Raw genomic sequence first — 25,708 nt, forward strand, 5'->3', positions numbered from 1 at the left:
GTCCGTCTGCGCCGTGGCCTGATAGGTAAAGTGCTGGTCGTATTCGGTGGGCTTGATCAGGACGTTGTCAGAAACAGTCCAGCCCGCCTGACCATTATGCCCCAGAATCTGCGATGTGATGTTTTGGGTGATCGCGACATTGCTGGAGCCGTTCGAGACGAAGATGAGCGGAATTTCAATGCCGCCTGTCTGTGTTTTTTCATCTACGTGCAGAACGGAGTTCTTTGTGATGGTGATACCATCCGCGCCGTAAACCGAAATGCCATGCAGATGGCCGTTATAGATCACGTTCCCTTCGATCAGGACATTGTGGTGGATGACGTTCGGGTCGCTGAGATCCTTGCCGTCCCCACCAAACCAGATGGTCTGGGTGTAATCTCCGTTGCCCATGTCGAAGACGTTGTTGCGGATGGTGATGTTGTCACTGCCGCTGCCGTTTGCACGCTGGACCTGGATCATGTCACGGTGATCGCCCGCGCCCGCAGCGCCGCCGAAATCGTGAATATAGTTGTTCTCTACCAGGATATTGTCGACATTGTCGAACACCAGACCATCCGAGCGGATCGAATGAACATCGTTCCCGGTGAAGCTCACCCCATCGGAGTTAAGAGCGATGGCGCCCTTCCACCATTTCGAGAATTCGGTATTGATGACGTCGATATTGTTGGAACCGGAGATCATCAGACCGGTGCCATATCCGGTGCCATCCGCAGATGTTCCGGTGCCGCTGGCAAAATCACCGTCGAAGTTCGAATTCTGGAATGTGATGTTCGAACTGTTGGTGACGCTGAATTTATTCTGGAAGTGATAGTCGCCAGGGCTGTACGTGTAATCGAATTTGATCGTGTCGAACGTTACATTCGACGCCCCATTGAGATGCGCTTCAGAGAAGCTTGCGCTTGCATTCGGATCAGCGGATTTAATCGTTACGTTAGATGAAAACTGTTTACCATTCAGGCTGAGCTTGCCGTAATTGCCGGCCGCAAGCAGTATTGTTTCCCCACCTGTTGCCTGTGACAAGGCCTGGTTCAGCTCTGCCGCAGAGGTTACCGTAATTGTCGTCGACATATTTCACCTTCTGTTTCATAGGCGCTGTGAGTGGCAGCGCACGAGTTCCCGCACACCCAGGACAAATGGAACAGCTGCCCGAGGGCAGTAGAGTGGCCTAAATATGGCTATGTTTGGAAATTGTTGCCTGCATTGGGACAATGACGTCCCTTTGCCTTCATTTCCGAGTGAACTCGATACTCGATACTGGGAATTGTTCCACTTCCCTTGGCGGTTGACGTCTGTTTGGGTAATTGATTCCCGTTAAGCAACAATGAACACATAATTGCCACTATTCCGGCGCGTCCTTGCGTATCTCTGGTAGGTGTCGGCAATGAATTGCCCGGTGCCCCTACGGAAGCTTGCAGATTTAATTGAGACCACCCCGGAAAAGCACCGCTGAGTGTCTCGGAAATGTCATGCGATCCGAGGGGCACCACAATAGACAGTATGCGGGGGTTCGCCTAAGCTTCCGAACGGTCGCAGATCAGAAAGGTACGTCATGCCCAGATCACGTATTCTTGCGCTGGCAGGTATGATCCTGCTGTTCATTAGCCCCGCCTTGCATGCAAAGACCCCTTGCGACAGGCAGCAATTCAAACCCAGATTCACGGCCCAGACCCAAGGTCAGGCCATTTCCGACGCAGCAACGCTGGCAAGTGCTTTGCAGAATGCCCGTGGCGGTGAGGTCTATCTGCTTGCACCCGGAAACTATGGTACTCTGAAACTGGGTAAGGCTTTCCCGTCACCGGTGGTGATCAGATCGGCTGATCCTGCCAGCCTCGCGTGTTTCAGTGCCGCCATTCTTGACGGGGCCGAGAATGTCCATCTGGATGGCATCAGGTTCGACTATACCTTCAAGAACGCTGACCCGTATCACCTGGCCAACTTTGTTGTTCGCAACAGCCGGAACATCACTATCTCCAACTCCGCGTTCAGCGGGGATGTCGCACGCGGCACCGGAACGCCAGAAGACGGGGCGGGGTTTGGTACAGGTCTGTTGGTGTTCCACGCCGCCAATGTAGATATTTCAAATTCCGAGTTTCTCACATGGTGGAAGGCGATCATCGCTATTAATACAGACGGCATAAAGATCACTGACAGCGACGTGCATTCGATCCGCTCGGATGGTCTGGTGTTCGACAATGTCGACGACATCTTGGTTCAGAACAATTACATCCATAACTTTGGCGGGGCCGATGGCGTTGGCGATCACCGCGATATGATCCAGATCCAGCGGGCCAATAACAGCGGAAGCGCCAATATCACGATCCGGGACAATGTCTTCGATGTAGGTGCCGGCGACTTTGCCCAGACGATCTGGGCTGGCGGAGATGGAAAGAACATCGGAGACCCAGAGGTGCGGCATCGGAACGTGCTGATCGAAAACAACATGATTTACAACGGCCATGTCCACGGCATTTCCATCTACGGTTCCGACAACATTTCGGTCAGAAAGAACTCTCTGATCAATGTGCCCGGTGGCCATTCTGTGCCGGTAATCAATATCTCACCGGACTCGACATCCGTTGTCATCGAACAGAACGCCGCGGCAAACATCATGGGGTATGAAAACCAGCGCGATTGGGTGCTTCTTAACAATGCCATGATTCAGGATCAAAACCCGTCTCAGGAAGGGTATTATGATCAGCAGTTCATCTACCATGCGTTGGGGCGGGAAAAGGGGTACAATGAGTTTGGCGTGCGTCCCGGCAGTCTCATGGATCGCCTGAATGCCGGATCAACGCTGGCAAAGAACTATCCCACTCAATGAAGACTGACATGGAAGATTTTCGCTGGCGTGTTTAATGGCAAGGGCGTGGCCATGAAAGCCACCAGTTTTTTTGATTTTTGAAGAGTTACTTGAGTTAAGGGCAGGATATTCGAATGATTGCTGTGTCATCAGCCAAAACGAGAGAACAGGTGACAAAACCGCTTGTCCTGATGTTGCTCGTCATATCTTTTGCGATGCCATTCTATTTCTTTCTTGGCGGGCTGAAACTCAACGGCTATCGCGTGATCCTGCTTCTTTACATGTTCCCTGCTGTTTTTGGATGGCTGAGCGGTAAGGCAGGTAAAATCAGGGCGGTCGATTTCCTGGTGATCGGATTTGCGTTCTGGGCCAGCCTGACTTTGGCCGTCAATCACGGCATTCAGGAACTGTGGCAGTTCATCGGAATGTTCATGATAGAAACGCTAACCCCCTATTTCATCGCCCGAACTTATATTCGCAATTTGGATGCGTTCCGGTTCTTTGTGAAATGCCTCTTCATTCTGATCATGGTTCTCTTGCCGTTTGCGGCTTATGAAGCTGTCACGGGCAAGATGCCGCTCCTGAATCTGTTCGGGAAGGTGATGAGTGTTTATCAAAAGTGGTATTTTCCGCCGAGACTGGGATTGCTGCGCGCCCAGACAACGATGCCGCATCCGATTTTGTTCGGAGTGTTCTGTGCGCCGGCCTTTGCGCTTACCTGGTATGTGTTGGGGTGGAACAAGCCCCTCAATAAAAGGGTCGGTCTTGTTTCCATCGTTGGGGGCACCGTGTTCTGTTCCCTGTCGTCCGGGGCGTTCATGAATGTCATCCTGCAGATGATGCTGATGGCGTGGAACAGGATATTCTGGTTCCTGAAGAACAGATGGAAAATCCTTCTCTATATTTTCTCCTTTTTGTATTTCGTCGGCGAAGTCAGCTCCAATCGGAGTATGTTTCAGATCTTCGCAACACACTTCACTTTGACACCGGGCACCGCATTTACGCGGATCAATATTTTCACCTTCGCCTCTGACGATGTCCTGCAGAATCCACTGTTTGGAATCGGGTTGAATGACTATACGCGACCCCACTGGATGGCCATGTTGACCACGGTGGACAATTTCTGGCTGGTGATAGCATTGCGGCATGGATTCCCGGGGCTGTTTCTGCTGTTGGGTGCGGTGTTGGTTGTCTTTTTCCAACTGGGCAGAAGGAACCTGACCGGAGCCCTCGCAGACGCCCGTCTTGGGTATCTGATTGCGTTGCTGGGTCTGTGCATTTCCGCCATCACGGTGCATTTGTGGGATTCCACTTTCTGTTTCTTCATGTTTCTTTTGGGGGCGGGAACCTGGCTTCTTGATACGGATGACCAAGAAGATCAGGACGGCGACAGGGTGAAGTTGCCAGTCGAAGGCGGGAAGATGCGCTATACGCGGTTCCCGCAGGTCGTTCCGGGTGAGTTAACAGCAAGACGGACGGCCAGGTCCGGTTCAACCAGTCGTCATCCAGCGCCGGCGAGACATTCCCAAAGCCCGCCGCAAACGGCGCAGGGGCGGCATTTGACCGGATAAAGTGGCAGTCATCTCGTGCGTGGACATGTCACCACGCAACGAAGTCCGCGGCCGCAGAAAACTGTTTGCGCGCCAATTGCCGCCATCGCTTGACCAGGCCGCGGTGTACCCCGCAGCGCGCAAGGCCCGAAGGACCCTTGCGTCATAACGCCCGAAGGGGATGCCGGCCTCTGTCACCGGATGTCCGCAGATGTCCTCAAGCTGCGTCCGTGATGCGCACAGCTCTTCGGTCAGTGCATCATCATCCAGGGTGGGCCACGCCGTGTGAGCAATGCCATGACTTCCAATTGTCATGCCCGCGTCGCGCAGGGTGTGAAGATGCTCGACATCCAACGAGCCCACCTGCCCGATCCGATCGGTGAGAACAAAAAAGCGCCCCCGGAGGTTACGGGCCGCAAGGGCGGGCAGGGCAATACTGTAATCTGACAGATTGCCATCATCGAAAGTGATCGTGAAATGGCCCGGATCGGGGGCTTGGGCGATCTGATCCAGCGCATATTCGAATTGACTGACTGACAGCCAGTAAGGGGCCTCGTCTGGCTCCAGGGCACGTTCCGGTGTGCCGATGCCGTGAAAAATGATACTCGTTCCAGTGGTCATTGGCGTGTTTTTTTCAAGCGGGAATGAAGCGTTTCGGCGGTGCCTATCAAAGCCGAACCCAATCCGGCGGGCCGGTACTCATAAGGTCCGGCCGCCAACAAGTCCGTTCCGCCGGTCCGTTGTTTGAATTCTGTGACGGTCGGATTGGTGTCAGGGTCGATACCGTCCAGATCGTACCATTTTATACCCTGTGTCCGATGCCTCAGGATGGATTCCCACATCAGATAATGGCCGGCATTGCAGCGACGCCCCACATCTGTCGTCGCGCCAAACAGATAGACCGCGAAATTTTCTGTCCGGCCGATTGTCATGCCAGCTATGTCGACACCATCTTTTTGGGCAAACAGAACCTCATGGGAAAAATCAGCGCCCTGAAGCGGATAGTAGAATTCGGGGGGAATATCAGGTTGCTCGAACCCCTTGGCGGCCTGCACCAGCTGATAGAGCTTATGAAATCTGCCCGAGGCTTCGGAAATCGGGGCGCTTTCCAGCGACAGACCGCTTTTCAACGCTTTGCGCAGGTGGTTGCGCCATTTGCCATGTTGCGCCTTGAGCAATGTTTCTTCGTCCTGTTCACAGTCGATGACGACTGTCCGATAAGGCCGAGAGCGATCGGTGGTGCAAAAACCCGCTGCTGCGGCAGACTGATCTATTGCTGGTACGTCGTAAAAGGGCAGTGCGGGAAGCCGCAGCCGAAGGATATGCCCGGTTTTCTGGGCATAGGCGCGCAGTGCCGCAAATGTTGCATCCAGCCGGTCCTGGTCGATTTCGGGCTGCTCGCGGTGATGCATCATGGGGCCTGCTGCGATCCAGGCGATACCGCGCCCCAGGCCGGGCACGCGCTTTACGCGCAGGCAGGCGGCAGCGGTCAGCTGACCTGCCTGATCTGACAGGGTGATAAAATCAGTCGTGGCGCCGATCCGTTGTGCTGCGGCCTGCGCATACGTCAGGGTCTGTTCGTATGTCAGATCGTGAAAACCGGCGCTGATCCGGGGCCAGTCTTCCGCGGTGACTTTCTGAAACGAGAGGGTCGTGTTCATAATTGCATCCGTATCCAGCTGCTCCAGAGGCTGTTCGGCCGGATTCCCAGCCGCGGGCGGACTTTCAGGAACCAGACACGGTAGTAAAAGAAATGCAGTGCATCCGCCCACAAAAGCAATAAGCGGGCTCGTAATCGCGCTGAAGCCCGATCAGGTGCCAGAACGATATTGTAAAGCGGCACCAGATCTCCTCCGTAGCTCAGCTTGTATTCATACTCGCCGGCGCCGGCTTCAATCAGGTGCGCATCCTGATCGATCAACTCTTCAACACGCGTGACCAGACCGACGCGGCCCAGGCCTGCCTTTGCAAATTCGGCATCGACTTCCCGTGCATTCAGCCACCAAAGCACCTTGCCGTTCAGGGTGTAACGCAACTGGCTGGACAGCAGCGTTTCATCCCGCCACTGTTCATCGATTGCCGCATGGCCTTTCGGGCTCAGGCCTTGCATCAGGCTGCGATAGAACGCTGCCGCAACCGGCCAGTCGGAAAAATGCCCCCCTTTTCCGGCGGCCTCCCATTGTCGCGTATGCAATGCGATGAACCGATCCATCATTGCATCGACGGTTTCCGGCGTGGAACTTACAGTGCGCAAGACCTCACCTGCCGGGGTCAGGCGTTTGATGTCCCGCCGGACCTCGCGGCGGCGGCTTTTCGAAAGCGAGGCCATAAACGCATCAAAGGTATCAGGCAGAGTCATCAGTGTATGCCCGCGGGTGCTGATGTCGCGCAAAACGGATAGGCCACGCCCATTCAGGGCACGCAGGTTTTCCAATTGCCCTGCGCGTTCTGACAAGGGCGACAGGCTTACGACGCTACATTTCAAATGATCGGTCAGGTGTTCAATGACAGCCCCGAGAACTGTGTTTTCGTAACCGGCGGCAATGGGCAGTTCCATGACCGCGAAATTAGGATCCACGCCCGCCAGCCGGGCGACGCGCACCGGAATGGGGCCGGCCCAAAGGGTTTCAACGCAAAAGGGCAGAACGCTAACAATCTCTGAACCGTTCCGCAGAATATAGCTGACGGGATGCCGGCTGGCGGCAAACGTTTTGCCGTAATGGTCCCACCAGGCAGATTGCCAGTCGGACAGGAAATATATCTCGGCACCGGATGCCGAGACAAAACTGTCCCAACTGGCTTGTATGCTCAGCTTGTGTGCAGGTTTTTCGACACACTCAAGCTCGATATCTGCATTGTTGGAAATGGCGTCCCTCATGCCATCGGTTCCTGACCGAAGAGGTGATATCGGATTGCCGCTCCGGACAGGCGCAGCCTGGCCTTGCGATCAGGCGTGGCGCGCAGCAGCCCGATCAGTCCAAAGGCAATTCCGCGCAACATTGCGCTGCTGAGGAAGATCGCGCGCGTTATCAACTCACCACTGCGGCCATAGTGCTTTCTGGCGTAGATCGTCTTGCTTTTCTGCTTTTGCACATACATGCGCGATTTGATCTGAGCGGTGCTTTTCGAGCCGCCTTCAAGATGCAGAATCCGCGCCTCGGGTGCGAAGACGCAACGTTTGCCCACATTGCGGATACGCCGGCACCAGTCAGCTTCTTCCGAATAGATAAAGAACGCGTCATCCAGCAGACCAACTTTTTCAAAGACTGGACGCGGCACCAGCATGAACATGCCCGATACCACATCCACGTCGCGCTGTGTTGTCCGGTCCCAGCCCCCATATTCGGGCCAGGTAAACAGCCGTTTCAGCCCAAATTCGATCACTGCCAGGCTGAGCGGTCCGGGATCGGCAAAACAGGTCAGCTGGATGGTTTCAGGGTCTTCGAAGACCTGACAGCCGACGCATCCGACATCCGGATGCGCGTCGAGCCAGGCGCTCATGACATCAATCGCATGATCCAGGATGATCGTATCGGGATTGAGCAGCAGCAGCTTGGCACCTGTAGCAATCTCGAGCCCTTGATTGTTGGCAGCGGCAAAGCCCAGATTTTCGGTATTCGCGATCAACCGGACCTGGGGAAATTCATCGGCCACCATTTCAGGTGAGCCATCGCTGGAGGCGTTGTCGACAACGATGATTTCGTGCGGCAGCCGGGTCTCATGCGCAATGGACGCCAGGCAATCCCGAAGAATCTCCCGGGTGTTCCAGTTCACGATAATGATAGATACAGCGTATTCGGTACTCGTGCCGGGCGGCGATGAAACCATGATGCTTCGCTCTCGTTAACCACTTACATTCCAAATTTTTAACCACTGCCACATTCTGTGAACACTTAAAACGTGACCGTACCGGGACCGTTGTTGTCGAAAAGTAGCTATAAAAGTCAAATCATTTAGATCAGTATATTGAGGTAATATTTTGACGGTGCGAAACCTTGAAAGACAAGACTGTATCAAGATCGGGCGCGGGTAAATTTTGGCCTCTGTGTTTGGCATCGAATGACTGACCGTGGGAACGCACTTTATTGCGGCGATCCTGTCATGCGGTTGCCCGATCTGTTTCGCCGGGATTCTGCTGGCGGGTACACGGCCCTGTTCCAGGACCGGTCGGTGTTTTGGAGCTATAATACCCGCGTGGCAATCCGGGCGTCCTGTGACCTTTTGGGGTTGCAGCCCGGGGATGAAGTTCTGGCCCCTGCCTATAATTGCGGTTCCGAGGTCGACCCGCTGATTGATGCGGGCCTTTCGGTTCGGTTGTATCCGGTTTCCGAAAACCTGCGTGCCGACCCTGCACGGATTGCGCCACTAGTTACCGGGCGGACGAAGGCGATATATGTGATCCACTATTTTGGTGTGCTGCAGCCAGACCTGGCGGATCTGCGGGCCTTGTGTGATCGACATGGGCTGCGGATGATCGAAGATTGTGCATTGAGCCTTCTCAGCGGTGCTTCGCCGGCAGAAGGCCGCACCGGAGACGTATCGGTTTTCTGCTTCTACAAGTTTGTGCCTGTTCTGGGTGGTGGGGCCATGATCATCAATGCGCCGGACCTGAGCGTCAGGCATCCGTTTCCGCGGCCTGCTCCGGGCAAGGCCGTGGCCAAAGCATTTTTGCGCGCTGGTCTGGCAACCGTATTGGGGCCGTCTCGTATGCAGGCCGTGCTTCAGAAGGCACGCGGTCGGCAAGAACCGCCGCCCCGCAGTGACGGGGATCAACCTGAAGACATTCCAGGGCATTATTATTTCGACCCGGCGCTGCGCGGCGCACAGATGAGTGTCTTCACATCCCGTCCATTGCGGGCCTATTCCGTAGCAGAAACCATTGCGATCCGGCGGGCGAACTGGCAGCGGTACCGGGATGTTTTCAACGAGTTGCCCGAGATACGCATGCTTGTTCCGGAACTTCCGGCCGATGCCTGCCCGCTGAATATGCCGATCATAGTCGCGGGGCGTGACCGGGTCGTACGGGCGCTGCAAAAAACCGGGATTGGTGCCACCGCCTGGTGGGCGGGCTTCAACCGCAATCTTGACTGGTCAGGGCAGGCCGAGGCGATGACCCTGAAAGACAATGTCGTATCTTTGCCGGTGCACCAGTACCTTTCGGCTGCGCATATCGATCACATAATAGCGCAGCTCAGAAATGAACTTGTGGCCTGATCAGGCGGGCGGTTTATGCAGAGTGAGGCCAGCGTAACCGGGGCCATCACGCCGCCTTGGACAGCTTGCGTTTGAGTTTTGCGGCAAGCTCCAGCGCCAGGCTTTCGAACCCTTTTGGCTTCCCGGCAAGGCGCCAGAGCAGCAGATGCGTGCCAACATAGACAAAAACTCCGACCAGAACTTTGACCGAGAACCGGATGCGCAGCAGCGGCAGGTCTTCCGCTGTCTCGTAAGCCCATCCTACTGCGTCGCCACTGCCATAGGCGCTGCTGACAAATAGAACGGCAAGCAACATGGCAAAGGTCGACGCAAATGTACGCCAGGCCATCAGGATCGGTGCCAGAAACCCGCCGGTTCCGAAATCCTTGGCCATGATCAGCGCCAGACCGATCGCAAACAGGCTGGCGGCTCCGGAGCCGAGGATCGCGCCGGTAAAGCCATAGTTCGATCCCAGCACCGTCAGCGCTGTTGTGGCGATCAACAGGATCGTGTTGCGGAGAAACAGGCGCTTTGTAGAGCCTTCGACATAGCTTGCAGACCGGACATTGGCCTGCAATGTCTCGATCGCCTTCAAAGGGGCAAGCACCCAGATGACCTGTGCGGCGGCCAGCCACTGATAACCGGCCACGACAACGATCAGGTGATTGGCAACCAGGGCCATGCCGACGCTGGCTGGAACGATGATCCCCAGAAGGATGGCATTGGCCCGTTCGAAGGCGTCCCGACTGGAGCCTTTGGTCCGGGAGGCATTGGCAAGGCTTGGGTAAACCACCCGTTCCAACGGGCCGATGATCTGGCTGGTGAACAGGACCACAAGGCGATAGCCGACCCTGAAAATCCCTGCATCGGCCAGACCCAGCATGCTGCCGATGACAATCTGGGGCATGTTGTTGATCAGAAACTGGGTGATCTGGGCCCCCAGTGACCATGATGACACATCAATGCAGTCATGCCAGCATCTGAGCGTTAACCTGGGCCGCATCGGGGCAACGGAAAAGGACCAGATGACCCGGATGACCTGAGTGATGACGCTGGCGACCACGATGGCCCAGTAATCACGCCAGATCCATGTGAGGCTGATGGCCATCAATGTATATGCAATTCGGCTGGTCGTTTCTTCGCCTGCGATGAAGCCGAACCGGAGATCTCTTTCCAAAAGTGGGAAGCGTGTGCTTTTGATGGAAGTTGCGATGGCAATGAAGCAAAGCGGGGGGATCAGCGATGTCAGTTCCGCAAGCCCGAAGAATGTCATCAGAGGGGCGCTGGCCCAGATCAGGAGTGCCGAAAAGATGCCCAACAGCACCTGCATCGTGAACACGGTGTTCAGGTGATCGTCGGTGATCTCGGGTTGGCGGATCAGAATCATGGAAACGGCCCGCTGGACGATTTCCAGAAACGCGGCCGCGATTATGAAATAGGCAATGATCCCGAAATCTGTTGGCGTCAGAAGACGGGCCGTCACAACCAATGTCAAAACGCCCAGAAACTGGCTGAAAACGCCCGATGCAAACAATGTTGCGGCCCCCCTGGTAAGGGTCGCGCTGTGATCGGGTGTGCCCGGGGCGATAGTCACGCCTGGTTCAACTGGAGGCTTCAAAAGGTTTGCCTTTCCATACTCGGAACAAAAAACTTATCAACGTGCCAATGTTTCTAATCTGGCTACCCTCAACGTCGCTTCAAAAAACCCGCACTTGCTGTTCTAGGAATTTAGTCGGCTGGCTGCTAGTCAAACCTGTAAGTATAATTTTGTGTTGAAATCGCATGTTTTTCCAGTTTCAGAGAGATACACCATGTTTCAATCAGTACCGACGCGGCGAGTCGGCGCAGAATATCACATAGCAAAATGAAGTTTCGCCTCAGTGTCTCAGATTGGATTCTGACTGCGCAAGGGTAACAAGTAGAAGAGCCCGGTGTTTTCTGGACCCGGCACCTGTTTTCAAGATGGTATAACAGTATGAAGATTGCGATTTTTGGTCTGGGGTATGTGGGGTTCACGGCAGCATGCTGTCTGACCCGTGAGGGGCATGAGGTGGTCGGCGTCGATGTGAATGCCGACAAGGTCTCGGAAATCAATGCCGGGCAGCCTCCGATCAAGGAACCCAAGGTGGCCGAGCTGCTGACCGAGGCGCTTGCAAAGAACCTGATCCGCGCAACGGTTGAAATCCCCGACCTGTCCGATGTCGACCTGGCCATCGTTTGCGTCGGCACGCCCAGTTCCACTGACGGCTCGCACAACATGAATTTCGTGGCCGAGGTGACGCGACAGATTGCCAAGGCCGTGTCACCGGACCGCGCGCGGCCGCTGACCGTAGCGTACCGATCCACCTTCCGACCCGGCACGGTGCGGCAACTGATCGAGCCGATCTTTCACAGCTATCTGGGCGATCGGACGGGGCAGGCGATCGAGATCGTCTATAACCCCGAATTCCTGCGCGAGGCATCGGCGGTGGATGATTTCTTCAACCCGCCCAAGATCGTTGTCGGCACGGCCGATGGCAATCGCTCGGCGGTGATGGACGAAATGCACGAAGGCCTGGACGCGCCGGTGTTCTACACCGCGTTCGAAGAGGCCGAGATCACCAAATTCGTCGACAACACCTGGCACGCCACCAAGGTGGCCTTTGCCAATGAGGTCGGCCGGATCTGCCACAGCATGGGCGTGTCGGCAAAAACCATGCACGAGATTTTCGTCTCGGACACCAAGCTGAACATCTCGGCCTATTATACCCGTCCGGGCGGGGCGTTCGGGGGGTCCTGCCTGCCCAAGGATGTGCGTGCGTTGCAACACATCGCCGGTGAGGTGGGTGCGCATACGCATCTGATCGACAGCCTGTTGCAGACCAATCAGGCACATAAAACCTATCAGGCGCAGGACATCATGGCGCGGCTGCCCGATGGGGGCCGGGTGCTGATGGCCGGGCTAGCCTTCAAGGCCGGAACCGACGATCTGCGCGAAAGCCCCAATGTCGATATCGCCCGGCGTCTGTTGCAGGCGGGCTATCAGCTGTCGGTCTATGATCCGGCCATCAAACCGGCCGATCTGCGGGGGCAGAACCTGGGCTATGCCTTTACCCACCTGCCCAACGTGGGCAGCCTGCTGGTGGACCGCGCCACGGCCGAGGCCGGACCCTGGGATCTGGTGGTCGGGTCAAACCGGATCGTGAATGATCTGAACCTGGGTGATGCAGAGGTGGTAAGAACCTATGAATATGACTAGCCCTGCACCCGCCGTTCAGCCGATTTCATTCGAAGAGCTGCGCCAGAGCCAGCCCCTGAAGGGCCTCAAGGTTCTGATCGTGGTGGAAAACCTGCCCGTCCCCTTTGACCGCCGCGTCTGGATGGAGGCGCGCACGCTGGCCGCCGCAGGCGCGCTGGTCTCGGTCATCTGCCCCACCGGCAAGGGCCATGAGGAACGCGTGTGGGAAGACGAGGGCATCAAGGTCTATCGCCACCCGCTGCCGCTGGATGCCAGCGGGGCGCTGGGGTATCTGCTGGAATATGGCGCGGCGCTGTTCTGGGAAAGCTGGCTGGCGCTGAAGATCAAGTTCACCCGCGGCTTTCACGTCATCCATGGCTGCAACCCGCCCGATCTGATCTTTCTGGTGGCGTTGCCGTTCAAGCTGTTTGGTGTGCGCTATCTGTTTGATCACCACGATATCAACCCCGAGCTTTACGAGGCCAAGTTCGACAAGCGCGGTTTCTTCTGGAAGCTCATGAAGACGTGCGAGCGGCTGACCTTTGCCTCGGCGCGGGTGTCGATCGCCACCAATGAAAGCTATCGCAAGATCGCCATCGAACGCGGCAGCATGGCGCCCGAGGATGTGTTTATCGTCCGGTCCGGTCCTGATCTGAGCCGGTTGCAGCACCTGCCCCCGAACCCGGCCTGGCGCAACGGGCGGAAATACATGGTGGGCTATGTCGGCGTGATGGGCGATCAGGAAGGCATCGACCTGCTGCTGGAATCCGTGGCGCATCTGGTACAGGTGCAGGGCCGCGACGACATCCAGTTCTGCCTTGTGGGCGGGGGCCCCAGCCTGGACAAGCTGCGCGAACAATCTGCTGAAATGGGCCTGTCGGATTACGTCACTTTCACCGGCCGTGCCCCGGATCAGGACCTGTTCGAGATCCTGTCGACCGCGGATGTCTGCGTGAACCCGGACCGGGTGAACGAGATGAACGACAAATCCACCATGAACAAGATCCTCGAATACATGGCCTTCGAGAAACCCATCGTTCAGTTCGACGTGACCGAAGGGCGGTTCTCGGCGCAGGAGGCCTCGCTTTACGCCAGGGCCAATGATCCGGTGGATATGGCTGACAAGATCACCGAATTGCTGGCCGATGACGACCGTCGCGCCGTCATGGGCCGCTATGGGCGTGCCCGGGTCGAATCCGAGATGGCCTGGCCGCATCAGGTGCCCGCGCTGATCGCGGCGTATCAGCGGATCTGGAAAGGGTAATCGGCCAGAGTGTTACTTTGCTACTTGTTTTGTTCCTGCCTGCCCATGCGCTTTCCTCGGAAACCGAAGCTTCATGGCCGGAGCCTCAATGAAGTGCCATGACAGGACCGCGCATAACAGGGTTAGGGGGAAAGACATCGCCATGTTGACGACTGGCGTCGTGACGCCAGACTGCGCCACCAGTTGCTGGATCGGGAACGCGTAGATGTAGACCCCGTAGGAATAGTCGCCCAGCTTGTTGTAGTGTAAAAGAAGCGGGATTTTGGCATAGCCGGCAAAAATCGCGGCATAAGACAGGCTAATGGCAAAGACAGGTAGAAACAGTGGTGTGAACCAGGCCATAAAGGACAACGCGGCGGACAGGGCCAGCAGCGACCAGGATAATGGTACGTGTCGGCGCCAGATGTAAAAAACCATTCCCGACAGAAAAGGCAGACCAAGCCGTGTGAGGACCTCGATTCTTGGGTTCACGTCGATGAATACGACGATGACTGTATAGAAACACAGGAACAGCAGCGTTAGCCCGGCAAAAATCTTTTTGTTTCCCAGAAATCCAAGCAAGCCACATAAGAGGACGCCGACATAGCAGGTGACCTCGTAGGAGAGGGACCAGAGCGAGCCATTGATCGCAGCACCATATGGATTGGATTCGAACACGCCCGGCAATGTGTACTGCAGTTTGAACAACAGCATGTTGCGGATGAAGTAGCTGCCGGCTTCGTCCCAAAAAACAGAAGGGGGCGCTTGTGTTAACAGAAGCCCGGCAACCAGAATGGTGATCACGGTTACCACGGCAAGTGCTGGGAACAGCCTCAGGGCTCTGGCGATCAGGAATGATGCTGCAGACGGGTTACGGTCGAAACTGCGCGTAATGAAAAACCCCGAAATTGCAAAGAAAGCCCATACGCACATCAGACCAAGCGACAGCCCATGCAGTGTGGATTCAAGCGGTTGCCCGAACTCGGCACCCAAGCTCAGAGGATAGGCATGCGCCACCAGCACAAGGCTGGCCGCGATGATCCGGATCAGATTGAAATTGTTATCCCGCCCGTCTGATCGATCTGCGATAAACAGCGCAGGCTTCCCCGAGATCACATGCACATTATGCTCACTCATCTGCGGTTCTCTGGGTCACTGGCACTATCATGGGATACACAATTATTTGGAAGCTGATCTTTGATACAATATCCATGGTGCGGTTGTCGCAAGAATATTGAATCCCTGGATCTGAGGCGGAAACGATTCCGTCGAGCAAACGATAATTGTATCAGCTTTGGCGTCAGACAATGCGGCTATCGCGGACGGCACTGTATGATGTGCGTCCGAGGCAACGTTCTGAACCACGTTTTGAACATGGGCCAGCGGTCCGATGACGTGCAGCGGTTGCTGGGTGGGATCGGCGAAGGTGGGGATCGCGGTGCCGTTAAAAATCATGAGAAAGGACAGGGGGCGGCAGTTGGGCCGGAATAAGCGTGGATCCCTGGCGTCTTCGACATAGGCGCCTGCGCCCAGGCTGCGCGTATCATGGATGTTCAGTGCCTCAAGATACGAGGCGTAACTTCTGCCGTCCTGATACCATCCGATGCTCAGCACCAGGTTTCGTGCCAGAAACAGCCCTGCGATCATCGCAATGACGATTTCGCGGGACGGTGATTTCACATCGGGAGCCAGAGACAGGCTTGCGGCCAGAAGCGCCAGAAGCAAAAGCGGGATGCGTTCGCCCAAATGCCCGACGCCGAACAGGGTCGGGGGTACGATCAGGATCAGCAGCACGCACAGGGCCACCGCAAGCTTCATGCGTCTGTCGATCTGCCAGATCCCGGTCACGAGCCCGCCGATCAGTACGCCCCACAATACGATGCCAAAGCCCCAGTCGATCGATTGCCATGTGGTTTCGGCCACGCGAAGGAAACCATCGACTCTCAGATAGGCTTCGGTGCTCAGTCGAGCCCATAATGTTCCCTGTTCGGCATGGGCGAGAAGACTTTCTATCGGTGTGGTGCTTCCGGCACCTATGGTTTTCGTTTGGGTAAACAACAGGGTTGGTATGACGGCGACCAGCGCAAGCCTTGTAGCTTTGTAAAAAAGCGTACGCACCCCCGGGTTGCCGGATCCAAGAGCAAGTGACAGCTCGACCGCACCCAACAGCAACCCCCACAGCGCAAAGGCCAGCCCGTGAATGAAAAACAGGAGCACGCCTATGCACATAGTCACGGTCAATTGCCGGACGGGACGGTCCTGTGTCGCAATCCAATAGCCGGTTGCGCCCAGCAGAACCCCCAATCCAAGCAGGAAATTCGAAAAACCCCAGATCAGAATATGGTTATACGCCACCAGACCGGCCAGAAACACGGTCAGTGCCGAAAGGCGGCCGTGCAGAACGCGTGACAGGTACAAAATGCCTGCGAAAGGAGCTGCAATGATCAACCCCGCTATCAGCTTGGCCCCCAAAAGCGGGGGCAGCACATGCATGATACCTGTGCCCAGAATGTCCAACCCGAGATTGGGCAGCAGTTGCCAGGCGGCCTCATAGTTCTGTTGCAACACGGCCGAGCCCGGCAACTTGGCCAGAATATAGTAGCGGGCAATATGGGCGTAGAAATCTGTCAGCGGCAGAACAGGGGTTACGCACAGGGGAACGAGGCAGGCAAACAGAGTCAGTGCCAGAACCGGGCGCAGTGAACGGCGTCGAAGTGTCGTAATCATTTCTGCCGCAGGCACATCTCTACCTACTTACTAAGAACCAAAAAACCTGATCTCTCAGATATCAGCAACACATCATTGTGCAATCTAATTTGCTTAATGCCATCTGACGCCCGGGATGCAATGACTTCGGGGTAAAGATTTGGTGGCCAGGGCGCTGCGATCGCGTCGAGCTTGCCGTCTTTCTAAAACGGTACAAACCGCGGCAGGCGGTTCAGGCTTGGCTCCATGAAACGTTGCAACCTTGCATCCGCATCCGCTTCGGTTTCGCCGGGAAGGATGGGGGTCACAAAGCGAACCAGTGCGCCATCGGTGCGGCCCATGGTGAAGCCGTCCTGAATGACGCTCATCTTGGCCCGGAAATCATTGACCATACGCTTGCCGCGCTGCTCGAACCAGTAATAGACCAGCTGTTTCGATAGTTCTTTCTGGATCACGGCGCGGTTGACCATAAAGCTGCCATAAGGCGTGTTGCCAGGATTGATCTCATAAGGTTCAAGGCTGAAGATTTCCCAGCCACCCACCGGCAGGCAGACCTCGGGAGAATGGATGCCGTCACCTTCGGTCTGCTTGTCGTAGAAGGCTACGAACATGTTCACGAAGTCGCCCGAACCGGTGTCGATATAGGTAGCATGAAGGTAATCGCTGGCACCCAGAACCTGTTCAACCTGTGGATCCAACGTGGTGGGCGACCCGGACCAGGGGCCAAGCTGCCGTGGATAGAGAACAAACGGGTCACGTTCCACAGGCCGCGCTTCGGAAGCGGGCCGCAGGGTCCAGGCGGTTGAAACCGCAAGCGTCAGAAGACCCGCGACCGCCAGTGCCACCGATGCGCGAATGCCAAAGATACGCAAGGCAACAGAACCCAGCCCCTGGGTATCCAGATCAATGGTCTCGGCAAAGGGTTGCGGATTCGGCGCCAGACGCTGCAACCCGATGGCCATCAGGAACAGAATGGCGACGCAGAGCAGGAAGATGATCCAGCCTTCGAAGAAATGCATGAAGCCTTCAGCCTGCTCGATGCCATGCTGATTGACCAGCACGCCGATCACACCGATGCGGATCGAGTTCATCAGTACGGTCAGCGGAGCGGCCGAGACCAGCAGAACCACCTTGTGCCAGATCGGGCCACGGTAAAGCAGGGCAAAGAGATACGAGAAGCTCAGGATCGGGAACAGATAGCGCAGCCCGGAACAGGCCTCGGCCACCTGTAGTTTGTAGACCCCCAGATCGATGATGTTGCCTTCGATGAAAACCGAAACACCGGCCATCTGCACGAACCAGACGCCCAGCTCGGACGAAATCCATTGCAGGAAGATCGTGAGCTTCCAATAGACGAACTGCGGCAGGGGCAGCATGAACACCAGATGCAGCACGGGCAACTGATGGTATTTGCCCCGCTGCCAGCCGAACACGGTCAGCATGACGCCGCCCGTCCAGATGATCATGGCATAGGTGACGATATCGGGAATACGGGCCAGGTTGCCCAGAATGGCGATGGTCAGGGCCACGGCAATCACCGCCACACCCGGCCAGCGATCATGCACAACCGGGTTGGGTGGTGGCATGTCCCGCAGTTCACGCAGGAACAGATACAGCGAGATGATCGGGATCAGCGGGCCATGGCTGTATTCGGGGGTGCTCCAGGCGGCGCCCAGAGACACGATCCCGATCCAGAAGACGGGTATCGACCCAAGCAGCAGCAGGACAAACCAGAACAGCCCGACGGTGTTCATGACCGGCAAGCCTCTTCTGGCCGCTTCAAGGATATTACTGCGGCTGTTTTTCGAATCGAGGTGATGCATCACGGTCCATCATGCACAATAAGGTGTGGCCTGAAATTATGACGGCCCAAGCTCCCGCTATTTTGATCCGTTTTCGGGACATTGAGCGCGGGTTGTCCTGATTGTCGATACCATGGACCGCGTGAATGAACGTCAGGGTTTGAGAGAAAAGCGTCGGCCCAAAGTCAGAAAGACCGAGTTTGAAGTTGCCTTAAAGCCGTTCTGATCGTCCATTTCATATTGGTATCCCACGTTTACAGCCCAGTCTTTCGTGACCGCCCGTGTATAGGACGCGCTGAACGTACCGCGCTGGCGCGGGTTGGGTTGACCGGTTCCCTCGTCTTCCTGGTCGATGTAATCGACGCTGAAAGACAGACCCGATACCGGGTTGATGAAATAGTCATATGTCAGAAACACCAGTGTTTCACGTGTTTCTATGCTCTGCGTACTGGTGCCGACCCGGCGTTGCACCGTTGCTCCGATCCGGGAACTGGCCAGCTGGTAGCTGTAGTCAAGCTGCCCGATCGGCGTGACTTCGTCGAATGGTCCTCTGGTCAGGCCCAGGTTGAAGCTGAATAGTCCGTTGGCGCGCTGAAAACTGCGGCCGGCCGTTGCGTTTATCCGTGACCCATTGACCCCGAATGTCTGGTCAATCTGAAAATCCGCCGAGCCGTCTGGCAGGGTTTTGTTCCATGCGAAATCCCAGACGAAATCCTCGGTCACGGTGTTGGTATTGGTTGTGCGCTGGGTGTCATCCACCTGACTGTAACCGATATTCGCACTGACGGTGGTGACAGGGGATATGTCATAGGTCCCCCCTACTGTCACAACCGTCGTTTGCTCATCGGTTCGCACGTTGTCTTCTGCCGAGAAATCAGTGTAGCCGAGACGCAAGTTGGCCTGGAAAACCGGTGACACCCGCAATGTCGTGATCGCCGTGTAATCGCTTGACTTGTTGTCGAACAGGTTCGGATCGATTGTGTTTGTATAAGTGCGTTCGCTATAGCTGTAGATGAATTGGAACCCGATTGGATCATTCAGGCCGGTTTGCCAATTCAGGTTGCCCAGGGAGTTGACCTGATCCCCGATGGTTCCGGTCACATCGGCGGCATCAATTCTGCCATCCAGATTGGTGTCGGTCAGTGAACGATTAAAAGCCAGATCCTGTTCGCGGTAATCCAATAGCAGGTCAAGCTGGCTGTTCTGGCGCGACCGCTGATACGACAGGCGGGCAGTCGGGTCCGCAAAACTGGAATCCGTCCCGATAATCGGCTCATTGGCGATCCGGTACAGCCCGGAAAGGTCAAGAGCCAGTCTCGAATCCGAGGTCTGTTTCAGAATACCCAGGGCCAGCGTATTCTCCCACCAGGTCGTGGACCCAAGCGAAGGGTCGGTCAGGCGAAGATTGCTGTCATGTCTGAGCGACGAGAGATAATCCAGGGTCACACTCAGGCCGGTCCCGGTCCCAATCTGCTGACCGGTCGGCAGGCCGACCCTTCGGGCCGGATTTCGCTGTGCCTGTTGTGCGATCAGTTGCTGGCTGGGTGTCTGCTGCACAACCGTCGATGCGACGGTTGTCTGCTGCACGGATGTTTGCTGTGTCGAGGTTTGTGTTTGCTGCGCAGTCGTTTGCTGTGTCGAGGCCTGCTGCCCGACGGCTGGTGTAAACGAACTTATGACAGCGATCCCACCCCCCAGAATGGTGGACAGCCTGCTCCTGGATTTCCCCACCTGTATCAGCCCCTATTCGAACAAGCGGCGTGCTGGTACGACAACCACGTCTCCGGGTCTAAGCACTGTATTGCCTTGGATGCCACCGCCCGAGCCTTTGTAGTTATAGGTATATTTTCTCATCACGCCTGTTTTACTGTCAGCCCGGCGCAATTCGATGCGCTTGCGAGCCGCGAAATTGGTCAGACCACCGGCCTGAGCCAAAACCTGAAGAATTGTCGTGCCTTCGGTTGCCAGATGCTTGCCGGGCACATTGACCTCACCCATGATGAAAACATCGATGGTTGGTCCGGATGCGGCCTGTCCGCCCAGAAGCGGCGGCGGAGCCAGCGACGCCACTGAAATAAAGACTGTCGGCGGCGTATTGAAATTCGAGGCCAACGCCGATGAAAGCGACGCGCTCAATCCGCTGGTCGACTGGCCGGCCGCACGGATCGAGCCGGCAAGCGGAAAGTTGATGGACCCGTCCGGCAGAACCAGGATGGTCCGATTCAGGGTGGGGTCTTCGAGAACTTCAACCTGCAGCGCATCACCCGGTTGGATTTGATAGGATTGCGCCCATGATGCGGTGGCCACGATCATGGTAATGACAAGAGCGATTAATGATCCGAGGACTGTACGCATATTCAAATCTCTCACTTTTTCCTACTTATGCCTTCCCACAAGCTGCAAAACAATCAGCAGGGAGTCTGATACATACAAGATGCGGCAGAAATGCAGCGGCATCATTGGCTCTGTGTTAGTGGCTGTTGGTGGGTACAGCGTTCAGCTGTTCAATCTCAGCCTCCACCAATGACGCGATTTCCGTAGAAGCCCCGCTGAAAGCCCTGGCCTTATGGAAAAGACGCAGCGCATCTTCGTTCCGCTCCAAAGCCGCATATGTTTTTCCCAGATGATATAGTACCAGGGGATGTTCAGGGAACGCCGCTGCCGCAGGTTCAAGATAGGCGGCGGCCTCTTCATAATTTCCCACCCGGTAGGCGACCCAGCCATATGTTTCCTGGAAGACCGGTTCCTGTGTGCCACGCAGACGTTGCGCCAAAACCTGTGCGCGCCGCAGACTCTCCTCATCGTTGCGATATGTTGTCAGCAGGCTTGCAAGATTGTTGGCTACAATCAGAGAGCGATTGGTGATCGGATAAAGCTTTTCGTATGTTGCGATTGCCTGGTCCAGATCTCCGCTGCGTTCGTAATCCGTCGCCTGCAGCATGAGCAAGGCCGGGTTTTCAGGCAGATTGGCCAATGCCTCGGTCAGAATTTCCCTGGCCTGATCGGGCGCGTTCCGTTCCGTTGCCAATCCGTGCAGCGCAATCCATGCCCGCGTCGTAGTCGGATACTCCTCAAGAATGACACGGTAGAGCTGCTCAGCCTCACCGCGGTCGCCTTCACTGATCAACGCATGGGCTTTGATCAGACGGATTGGCAAAGAATCTGGGTCTTCCGCAAGCAACTGGTCAAGATGGGTGAAGGCTTCGACCGTCTGCCCTTTTGTAAGCATCAGGCGAACAAGCGCGATATCGGCGGGCAGGCCAAATTCGGGATCATCCGCCAGCTCGTTCAGGAAAGAGGTCAGCTCCTGTGTGCGTTGCTGTGCGGCCAGCATATGCGCCCTGAGCTCATTCGCAGAGCGTCGTGTTCCCGGGCTGTCCAGATCCCTGATGGCATCAAGGACGGTTTCCAGGCGGTCCCAATCCTGCATGCTCAGATATACTTCTCCCAACAGAAGCAGAAGCTCGGAATGTTCCGGAGCCTGGTGCAGGGCTTGGGCCAAAACACGTTCGGCGATCACCAGATCACCTTCCGCGATCAGAAATCGGGCATAGCGCAGCGTTTCGTCCGGTGCGTTCCCGGAAATTTCCGTCGCCAGCGCCAGCATCTCGCCCATCAGTTCCCTGTCTCCGTTGCGCTCATGCGCCTGGGCCATCAGGGTCATCAATTGCGGGTCGCGGGGTGCCTGACCGAGCGCTTCGCGCAAAAGCACAATCGCATCGCCGGTCTTGTCCTCGTCAATCAGCCAGGACGCCTTGAACTTGAGAGCGCTGACCTGAGCTGCATCCTCGGACAGGACTTTTTCAACCAAAGCACGGGCTTCATCAGGCTGGCCGACCTGGAACAGCATGAGGGCAAACTCTACCTCACTGGCGCGGGTCTGTATGTTTCTTTCCGCCCCTTCCAGCAGTGTCTGCATCTCGGCGATCGCGGTCTGTTCATCACCCGATCGGAATTTCAGCGCTGCACGCACCGTCTTGAATTGGAACGTGTTCGGGCCGTTCTGAGAGATGATCGTATCCAGCTCGGCAATGGCCGCCGCAGAGTCGCGGTTATCGTTCAGAAAGGCGATCAGCCGCTGTGTCGGCATGTGATCTTCAGCAAGCGGATCCACCTCGGCCCGCAGCATCTGTTCTGCCGCATCCAGATTCCCCTGATCGATATAGTGTTCCACAAGCAACTGCTCGACGCCCTCATCGTCAGGGAATGTCACGGCCATCTGCCGAAGAAACGCCTCGATTTCTGCGGGCATATCCAGTTCCTGAAGTGCGCGGAGCCGGATTCCATAAAGGCTTTCTTCCATTGGATCGGTGGCTATGGCCACCTCTGTTTCCTCCAGAACACCGGGCCAGTCCTCATCGCGGATCAGATGGTCAATTACGATCTGGCGCGCGGTCATCAGTTTCGGATGGCTTTTGATCATCTCGCGGGCCCTATGGACGGCGACGTCCACACCTGCGAAATCCCCATCCCTGACAGCGTCGGTATAAGCCAGCATGTTATTGATGGATTTGATTTCGATATCATCCGGAGCCAGAGCGCTTGCCAATGCGCCGTGACGCCTGACATCTTCCCAATTCCCCACTTCCAGAGCCATCTCAGCAAGGTTGCGATGGCCCTCAAGGTTGTCTGGATACTGTTCTATCAGCCGCAGATACTGACCATATGCAACCGAGATGTTGCCGCGCTCGCGCTCCACCCTGGCAAAGGTCAGGCGTGCTTCTTTATGCTGGCCGTTGAGGTTGAAAACATTCCTGAACTCAACAAGTGCGCGTTCGACATCACCGGCTTCCAGATGGGCCAGCCCGGCCTGGAAATGCGCTTCGGCCCGTTCCTCGGCCGAGTCGCATGCGCTCAGCAGGAGCGCCGCCGCAAAAAGGGCCGCGATCAGCCGTGCGCCAATAGGAGGTACGATCCAGCTCATTGCTGTTCTCCTGCAAAACTCAAGGAAAAAGCATACAACCAATCAACCTGTTCGGCTGTATGGCCCGTTCTCAGCAACCCGTGCCGCGCAGGACAACAAAGATGGTCCGGAACACGATTGAAACATCTGTGCTGAACGACATGCTTTTCCAATATTCGGTATCGTGAAACGCACGCTCAGCAAATGTGGACTGATTGCGTTTCGAAACCTGCCAGGGTCCCGAAAGGCCGGGGCGCATGGCGGTATAGAATTTTCCAGGATAAAGTTCTTTCTGGTTCACCATCATCGGGCGGGGGCCGACCACGGACATTTCACCGATAAAAACGTTCCAGAACTGCGGCAGCTCATCCATCGAGGATTTGCGCAGGAAAGTTCCGAACTTGATGATACGCGGGTCATTGCGCAGCTTCTGATCACGGTCCCATTCTTCCTGGGCTTCGGGGTTCTTCGCCAGATGTTCCTGAAGCACGGCTTCAGCATCATGGACCATGGTGCGCAATTTAAGCATCTTGAAGGCTTTGCCATTCTTGCCGACACGTTCCTGCCGATAAAACGGGGTCACGCCCTGACAGGCAAGAAACGCAGCCAGCAACAGCACCACCGGCACGACAAAAGGCGCTGCAAGCACTGCGAACGCTATGTCAAAAAGACGCTTGCCTCCGCTTCTGTATATCCCTGGATATGACACTGCGGCAGGCACAACAGAAATGCCGGAGTAGCCCGCGCCAGCGTTGGCCACTTCTTTCGAATGACTTGTCACTATTTAAACCCCCAACACACACAATTACTCACGAACCACTCACCAAACTTACGAACCGAACACGCTCGACCTCAACCACATATATTTAAAATCTTATATTTTTATACCACTTCGGCCCTGCACTTACTCACTTGCGAGGCCGCTTTCCCGTATCCAACTGTTAACAAATTCCACCTGCCTTGCAAAACATTAATGCGGGCGAACGTGTTCTTTGGTTGCTGAATACAGGTGCTTTTTTACGGTATCGTAAAGCTGCGCCCAGCTGATCCGACGAAAATTCATGAATTTTCGTTTCCTCACGGGACACAATGAGCGAAAATTTCACCCTTTAGGTTTGATTTCCACCTTTAGAATCTTTTTTAATGTGTGATCACACCAGGTTCTGGTCGCCTCTTTCTCGGTCAACCCAATATGGGCGCAACGGAAACAATCGCACCGATCACCTCAGATTGAGAAAGCGGAAAGGTCAATTCACCGCGTGTGCAGTTTAGTGGTGCCTGCTATCTTGATTTTGTGACAAACTAGTACCCAAGTACTTTTTGTTTTGTGATGTGTTCTTTGTGTAAGGGATTTCTGGTGGTTCAGAGTATGAGTTTGGATAATCTCCGGGGGGCCAGTACGAGGTTTGACAAGGCAGAAGGCAACCGAGGTGCAATGGCGTCCAGCGACGGGTTTTATCTAGATTATTTCGGGCTTGACCGACGGCCCTTCACGCTGCTTCCGGATCCCGGATTCATGTACTGGTCGCCGCTGCACAAGCGCGGTTACTCGGTCCTGCAATTCGGCATCATGAGCTGTGCGCCCATCACCGTGCTGACCGGGGAAATCGGGGCCGGAAAAACCACCCTGGTACAGCATCTTCTCAGCGAGATGGAGCAGTCGATCACCGTAGGGCTGATCTCGAATGCCCAAGGCGGCCGAGGAGAGCTGCTGCAATGGGTCCTGCACGCTTTAGGCCTGCCAATCGACAACGACGCCCCCTATGTACAGCTGTTCCGGGAATTACAGGATTTCCTGGTCGCGGAATATGCAGAAGGGCGGCGTGTGGTTCTGATCTTTGACGAAGCGCAGAACCTGACCGTCGAAGGGTTGGAAGAAATCCGGATGCTGACCAATATCAACTCGAACACGGATGAGCTGATCCAGCTTGTTCTGGTTGGTCAGCCTGAATTGCGCGACATGGTTCTTGATCCCAAGATGCGCCAGCTGACACAGCGCGTGGCCGCAAGTTTTCATCTTGAACGGATGGATGAGTCTTCGGTCGAAGCCTATATCAGGCATAGGATGAAAACGGCTGGCGGTTCAGGCGATGAGTTCACCGAAGAGGCCTGCAAGCAGATTTTCAAGCAAACGCGCGGTGTTCCGCGACTTGTGAACCAGTTCTGCGACTTTGCCCTGCTTTATGCCTGGACGAATGAGGCCGAGAAGGTGGATGAAGAGGTTGTAGAGCAGGTGGTCAAAGATGGCGTGTTCTTTGGCGGAAACTCACTCGAGAAGGAGCTGACAGTCTGAT

Annotated in this window: 19 protein-coding genes; 6 read left to right on the forward strand and 13 right to left on the reverse strand. The window is 55.8% G+C overall.

The annotated features are described in order from the left end of the window. Positions 1-1,068 (reverse strand): right-handed parallel beta-helix repeat-containing protein (locus AC2FFD_RS20405; RefSeq protein ID WP_496873972.1); only part of this gene is annotated, 1,068 nt, incomplete at its 3' end. A gap of 481 nt (positions 1,069-1,549) precedes the next feature. Here AC2FFD_RS20405 and AC2FFD_RS20410 point away from each other — a divergent pair. Then, positions 1,550-2,821: a right-handed parallel beta-helix repeat-containing protein gene (locus AC2FFD_RS20410; protein WP_496873973.1), complete on the forward strand. Its 1,272-nt coding sequence runs from the start codon at positions 1,550-1,552 to the stop codon at positions 2,819-2,821. 506 nt (positions 2,822-3,327) lie between these two features. Continuing rightward, entirely contained in the window at positions 3,328-4,371 is a 1,044-nt protein-coding gene (locus tag AC2FFD_RS20415) for an O-antigen ligase family protein (RefSeq protein WP_496873974.1), read from the forward strand. On the opposite strand, the gene AC2FFD_RS20420 is transcribed toward AC2FFD_RS20415, so the two are convergent. Genes AC2FFD_RS20420 through AC2FFD_RS20435 form a run of 4 tightly spaced genes read right to left on the reverse strand, consistent with a single transcriptional unit; the run spans position 4,291 to position 8,178 of the window. Further along, positions 4,291-4,971 carry a polysaccharide deacetylase family protein gene (locus tag AC2FFD_RS20420; RefSeq protein ID WP_496873975.1) on the reverse strand — a complete coding sequence of 227 codons (681 nt, stop codon included), beginning with the start codon at positions 4,969-4,971 and terminating at the stop codon, positions 4,291-4,293. The genes AC2FFD_RS20415 and AC2FFD_RS20420 overlap by 81 nt on opposite strands. Continuing rightward, the gene (locus tag AC2FFD_RS20425) at positions 4,968-6,011 is read right to left on the reverse strand and encodes a lipid II:glycine glycyltransferase FemX (RefSeq protein WP_496873976.1); all 1,044 of its coding nucleotides are present in this window, start codon (positions 6,009-6,011) and stop codon (positions 4,968-4,970) included. Before AC2FFD_RS20425 ends, AC2FFD_RS20420 begins: the two co-directional genes overlap by 4 nt. Beyond that, positions 6,008-7,228, reverse strand: a complete 1,221-nt coding sequence (locus AC2FFD_RS20430; protein ID WP_496873977.1) for a GNAT family N-acetyltransferase — start codon at positions 7,226-7,228, stop codon at positions 6,008-6,010. The genes AC2FFD_RS20425 and AC2FFD_RS20430 overlap by 4 nt, the downstream gene beginning before the upstream one ends. Continuing rightward, positions 7,225-8,178 (reverse strand): glycosyltransferase family 2 protein, encoded by a 954-nt coding sequence (locus AC2FFD_RS20435; RefSeq protein ID WP_496873978.1) that lies wholly within the window; start codon positions 8,176-8,178, stop codon positions 7,225-7,227. Before AC2FFD_RS20435 ends, AC2FFD_RS20430 begins: the two co-directional genes overlap by 4 nt. A gap of 231 nt (positions 8,179-8,409) precedes the next feature. Between AC2FFD_RS20435 and AC2FFD_RS20440 the strand changes: the two genes are divergently transcribed. Further along, the gene (locus AC2FFD_RS20440) at positions 8,410-9,564 is read left to right on the forward strand and encodes a DegT/DnrJ/EryC1/StrS family aminotransferase (RefSeq protein WP_496873979.1); all 1,155 of its coding nucleotides are present in this window, start codon (positions 8,410-8,412) and stop codon (positions 9,562-9,564) included. 46 nt (positions 9,565-9,610) lie between these two features. On the opposite strand, the gene AC2FFD_RS20445 is transcribed toward AC2FFD_RS20440, so the two are convergent. Next, on the reverse strand, positions 9,611-11,137 hold the full coding sequence (locus AC2FFD_RS20445) for an oligosaccharide flippase family protein (protein ID WP_496873980.1): 1,527 nt from the start codon (positions 11,135-11,137) through the stop codon (positions 9,611-9,613). Between the two features lie 381 nt (positions 11,138-11,518). On the opposite strand from AC2FFD_RS20445, the gene AC2FFD_RS20450 reads away from it, so the two are divergent. Together AC2FFD_RS20450 and AC2FFD_RS20455 are read left to right on the forward strand one after the other, a co-directional pair. Beyond that, positions 11,519-12,781, forward strand: coding sequence for a nucleotide sugar dehydrogenase (locus AC2FFD_RS20450; protein ID WP_170346987.1), 1,263 nt, complete (start codon positions 11,519-11,521; stop codon positions 12,779-12,781). Continuing rightward, positions 12,768-14,024 carry a glycosyltransferase family 4 protein gene (locus tag AC2FFD_RS20455; RefSeq protein ID WP_496873981.1) on the forward strand — a complete coding sequence of 419 codons (1,257 nt, stop codon included), beginning with the start codon at positions 12,768-12,770 and terminating at the stop codon, positions 14,022-14,024. The genes AC2FFD_RS20450 and AC2FFD_RS20455 overlap by 14 nt, the downstream gene beginning before the upstream one ends. Positions 14,025-14,036: 12 nt before the next feature. Here the strand turns inward: AC2FFD_RS20455 and AC2FFD_RS20460 are convergent, their stop codons facing one another. The 7 genes from AC2FFD_RS20460 to AC2FFD_RS20490 all read right to left on the reverse strand — a co-directional run bounded on the left by AC2FFD_RS20460 (position 14,037) and on the right by AC2FFD_RS20490 (position 24,195). Continuing rightward, on the reverse strand, positions 14,037-15,125 hold the full coding sequence (locus AC2FFD_RS20460) for an acyltransferase family protein (RefSeq protein ID WP_496873982.1): 1,089 nt from the start codon (positions 15,123-15,125) through the stop codon (positions 14,037-14,039). 57 nt (positions 15,126-15,182) lie between these two features. Continuing rightward, on the reverse strand, positions 15,183-16,730 hold the full coding sequence (locus tag AC2FFD_RS20465) for a hypothetical protein (protein ID WP_496873983.1): 1,548 nt from the start codon (positions 16,728-16,730) through the stop codon (positions 15,183-15,185). 182 nt (positions 16,731-16,912) lie between these two features. Continuing rightward, entirely contained in the window at positions 16,913-18,463 is a 1,551-nt protein-coding gene (gene xrtD, locus AC2FFD_RS20470; protein ID WP_496873984.1) for a VPLPA-CTERM-specific exosortase XrtD, read from the reverse strand. A 201-nt stretch (positions 18,464-18,664) separates the two neighbouring features. Next, positions 18,665-20,098, reverse strand: a complete 1,434-nt coding sequence (locus tag AC2FFD_RS20475; RefSeq protein WP_170346997.1) for a hypothetical protein — start codon at positions 20,096-20,098, stop codon at positions 18,665-18,667. Positions 20,099-20,254: 156 nt separating this feature from the next. Next, on the reverse strand, positions 20,255-20,866 hold the full coding sequence (locus AC2FFD_RS20480) for a polysaccharide biosynthesis/export family protein (RefSeq protein ID WP_496873985.1): 612 nt from the start codon (positions 20,864-20,866) through the stop codon (positions 20,255-20,257). Positions 20,867-20,981: 115 nt separating this feature from the next. Beyond that, on the reverse strand, positions 20,982-23,435 hold the full coding sequence (locus AC2FFD_RS20485; protein WP_496873986.1) for a tetratricopeptide repeat protein: 2,454 nt from the start codon (positions 23,433-23,435) through the stop codon (positions 20,982-20,984). Between the two features lie 70 nt (positions 23,436-23,505). After that, positions 23,506-24,195, reverse strand: a complete 690-nt coding sequence (locus tag AC2FFD_RS20490; RefSeq protein WP_496873987.1) for a sugar transferase — start codon at positions 24,193-24,195, stop codon at positions 23,506-23,508. A gap of 654 nt (positions 24,196-24,849) precedes the next feature. Between AC2FFD_RS20490 and AC2FFD_RS20495 the strand changes: the two genes are divergently transcribed. Further along, a complete protein-coding gene (locus AC2FFD_RS20495) occupies positions 24,850-25,707 on the forward strand; it encodes an ExeA family protein (protein WP_496873988.1) in 858 nt (285 codons plus the stop codon). Position 25,708 lies beyond the last annotated feature (1 nt).

This window comes from Ruegeria sp. YTSC002 (assembly GCF_059609845.1).

What these genes read in the sequence shown, in the direction of transcription:
- AC2FFD_RS20410 (WP_496873973.1), top strand. Translation starts at nt 1,550, where the DNA reads ATGCCCAGATCACGTATTCTTGCGCTGGCAGGTATGATCCTGCTGTTC.
- AC2FFD_RS20415 (WP_496873974.1), top strand. Translation starts at nt 3,328, where the DNA reads ATGGTTCTCTTGCCGTTTGCGGCTTATGAAGCTGTCACGGGCAAGATG.
- AC2FFD_RS20420 (WP_496873975.1), bottom strand. Translation starts at nt 4,971, where the DNA reads ATGACCACTGGAACGAGTATCATTTTTCACGGCATCGGCACACCGGAA.
- AC2FFD_RS20425 (WP_496873976.1), bottom strand. Translation starts at nt 6,011, where the DNA reads ATGAACACGACCCTCTCGTTTCAGAAAGTCACCGCGGAAGACTGGCCC.
- AC2FFD_RS20430 (WP_496873977.1), bottom strand. Translation starts at nt 7,228, where the DNA reads ATGAGGGACGCCATTTCCAACAATGCAGATATCGAGCTTGAGTGTGTC.
- AC2FFD_RS20435 (WP_496873978.1), bottom strand. Translation starts at nt 8,178, where the DNA reads ATGGTTTCATCGCCGCCCGGCACGAGTACCGAATACGCTGTATCTATC.
- AC2FFD_RS20440 (WP_496873979.1), top strand. Translation starts at nt 8,410, where the DNA reads ATGACTGACCGTGGGAACGCACTTTATTGCGGCGATCCTGTCATGCGG.
- AC2FFD_RS20450 (WP_170346987.1), top strand. Translation starts at nt 11,519, where the DNA reads ATGAAGATTGCGATTTTTGGTCTGGGGTATGTGGGGTTCACGGCAGCA.
- AC2FFD_RS20455 (WP_496873981.1), top strand. Translation starts at nt 12,768, where the DNA reads ATGAATATGACTAGCCCTGCACCCGCCGTTCAGCCGATTTCATTCGAA.
- AC2FFD_RS20465 (WP_496873983.1), bottom strand. Translation starts at nt 16,730, where the DNA reads ATGATTACGACACTTCGACGCCGTTCACTGCGCCCGGTTCTGGCACTG.
- xrtD (WP_496873984.1), bottom strand. Translation starts at nt 18,463, where the DNA reads ATGAACACCGTCGGGCTGTTCTGGTTTGTCCTGCTGCTGCTTGGGTCG.
- AC2FFD_RS20480 (WP_496873985.1), bottom strand. Translation starts at nt 20,866, where the DNA reads ATGCGTACAGTCCTCGGATCATTAATCGCTCTTGTCATTACCATGATC.
- AC2FFD_RS20485 (WP_496873986.1), bottom strand. Translation starts at nt 23,435, where the DNA reads ATGAGCTGGATCGTACCTCCTATTGGCGCACGGCTGATCGCGGCCCTT.
- AC2FFD_RS20495 (WP_496873988.1), top strand. Translation starts at nt 24,850, where the DNA reads ATGGCGTCCAGCGACGGGTTTTATCTAGATTATTTCGGGCTTGACCGA.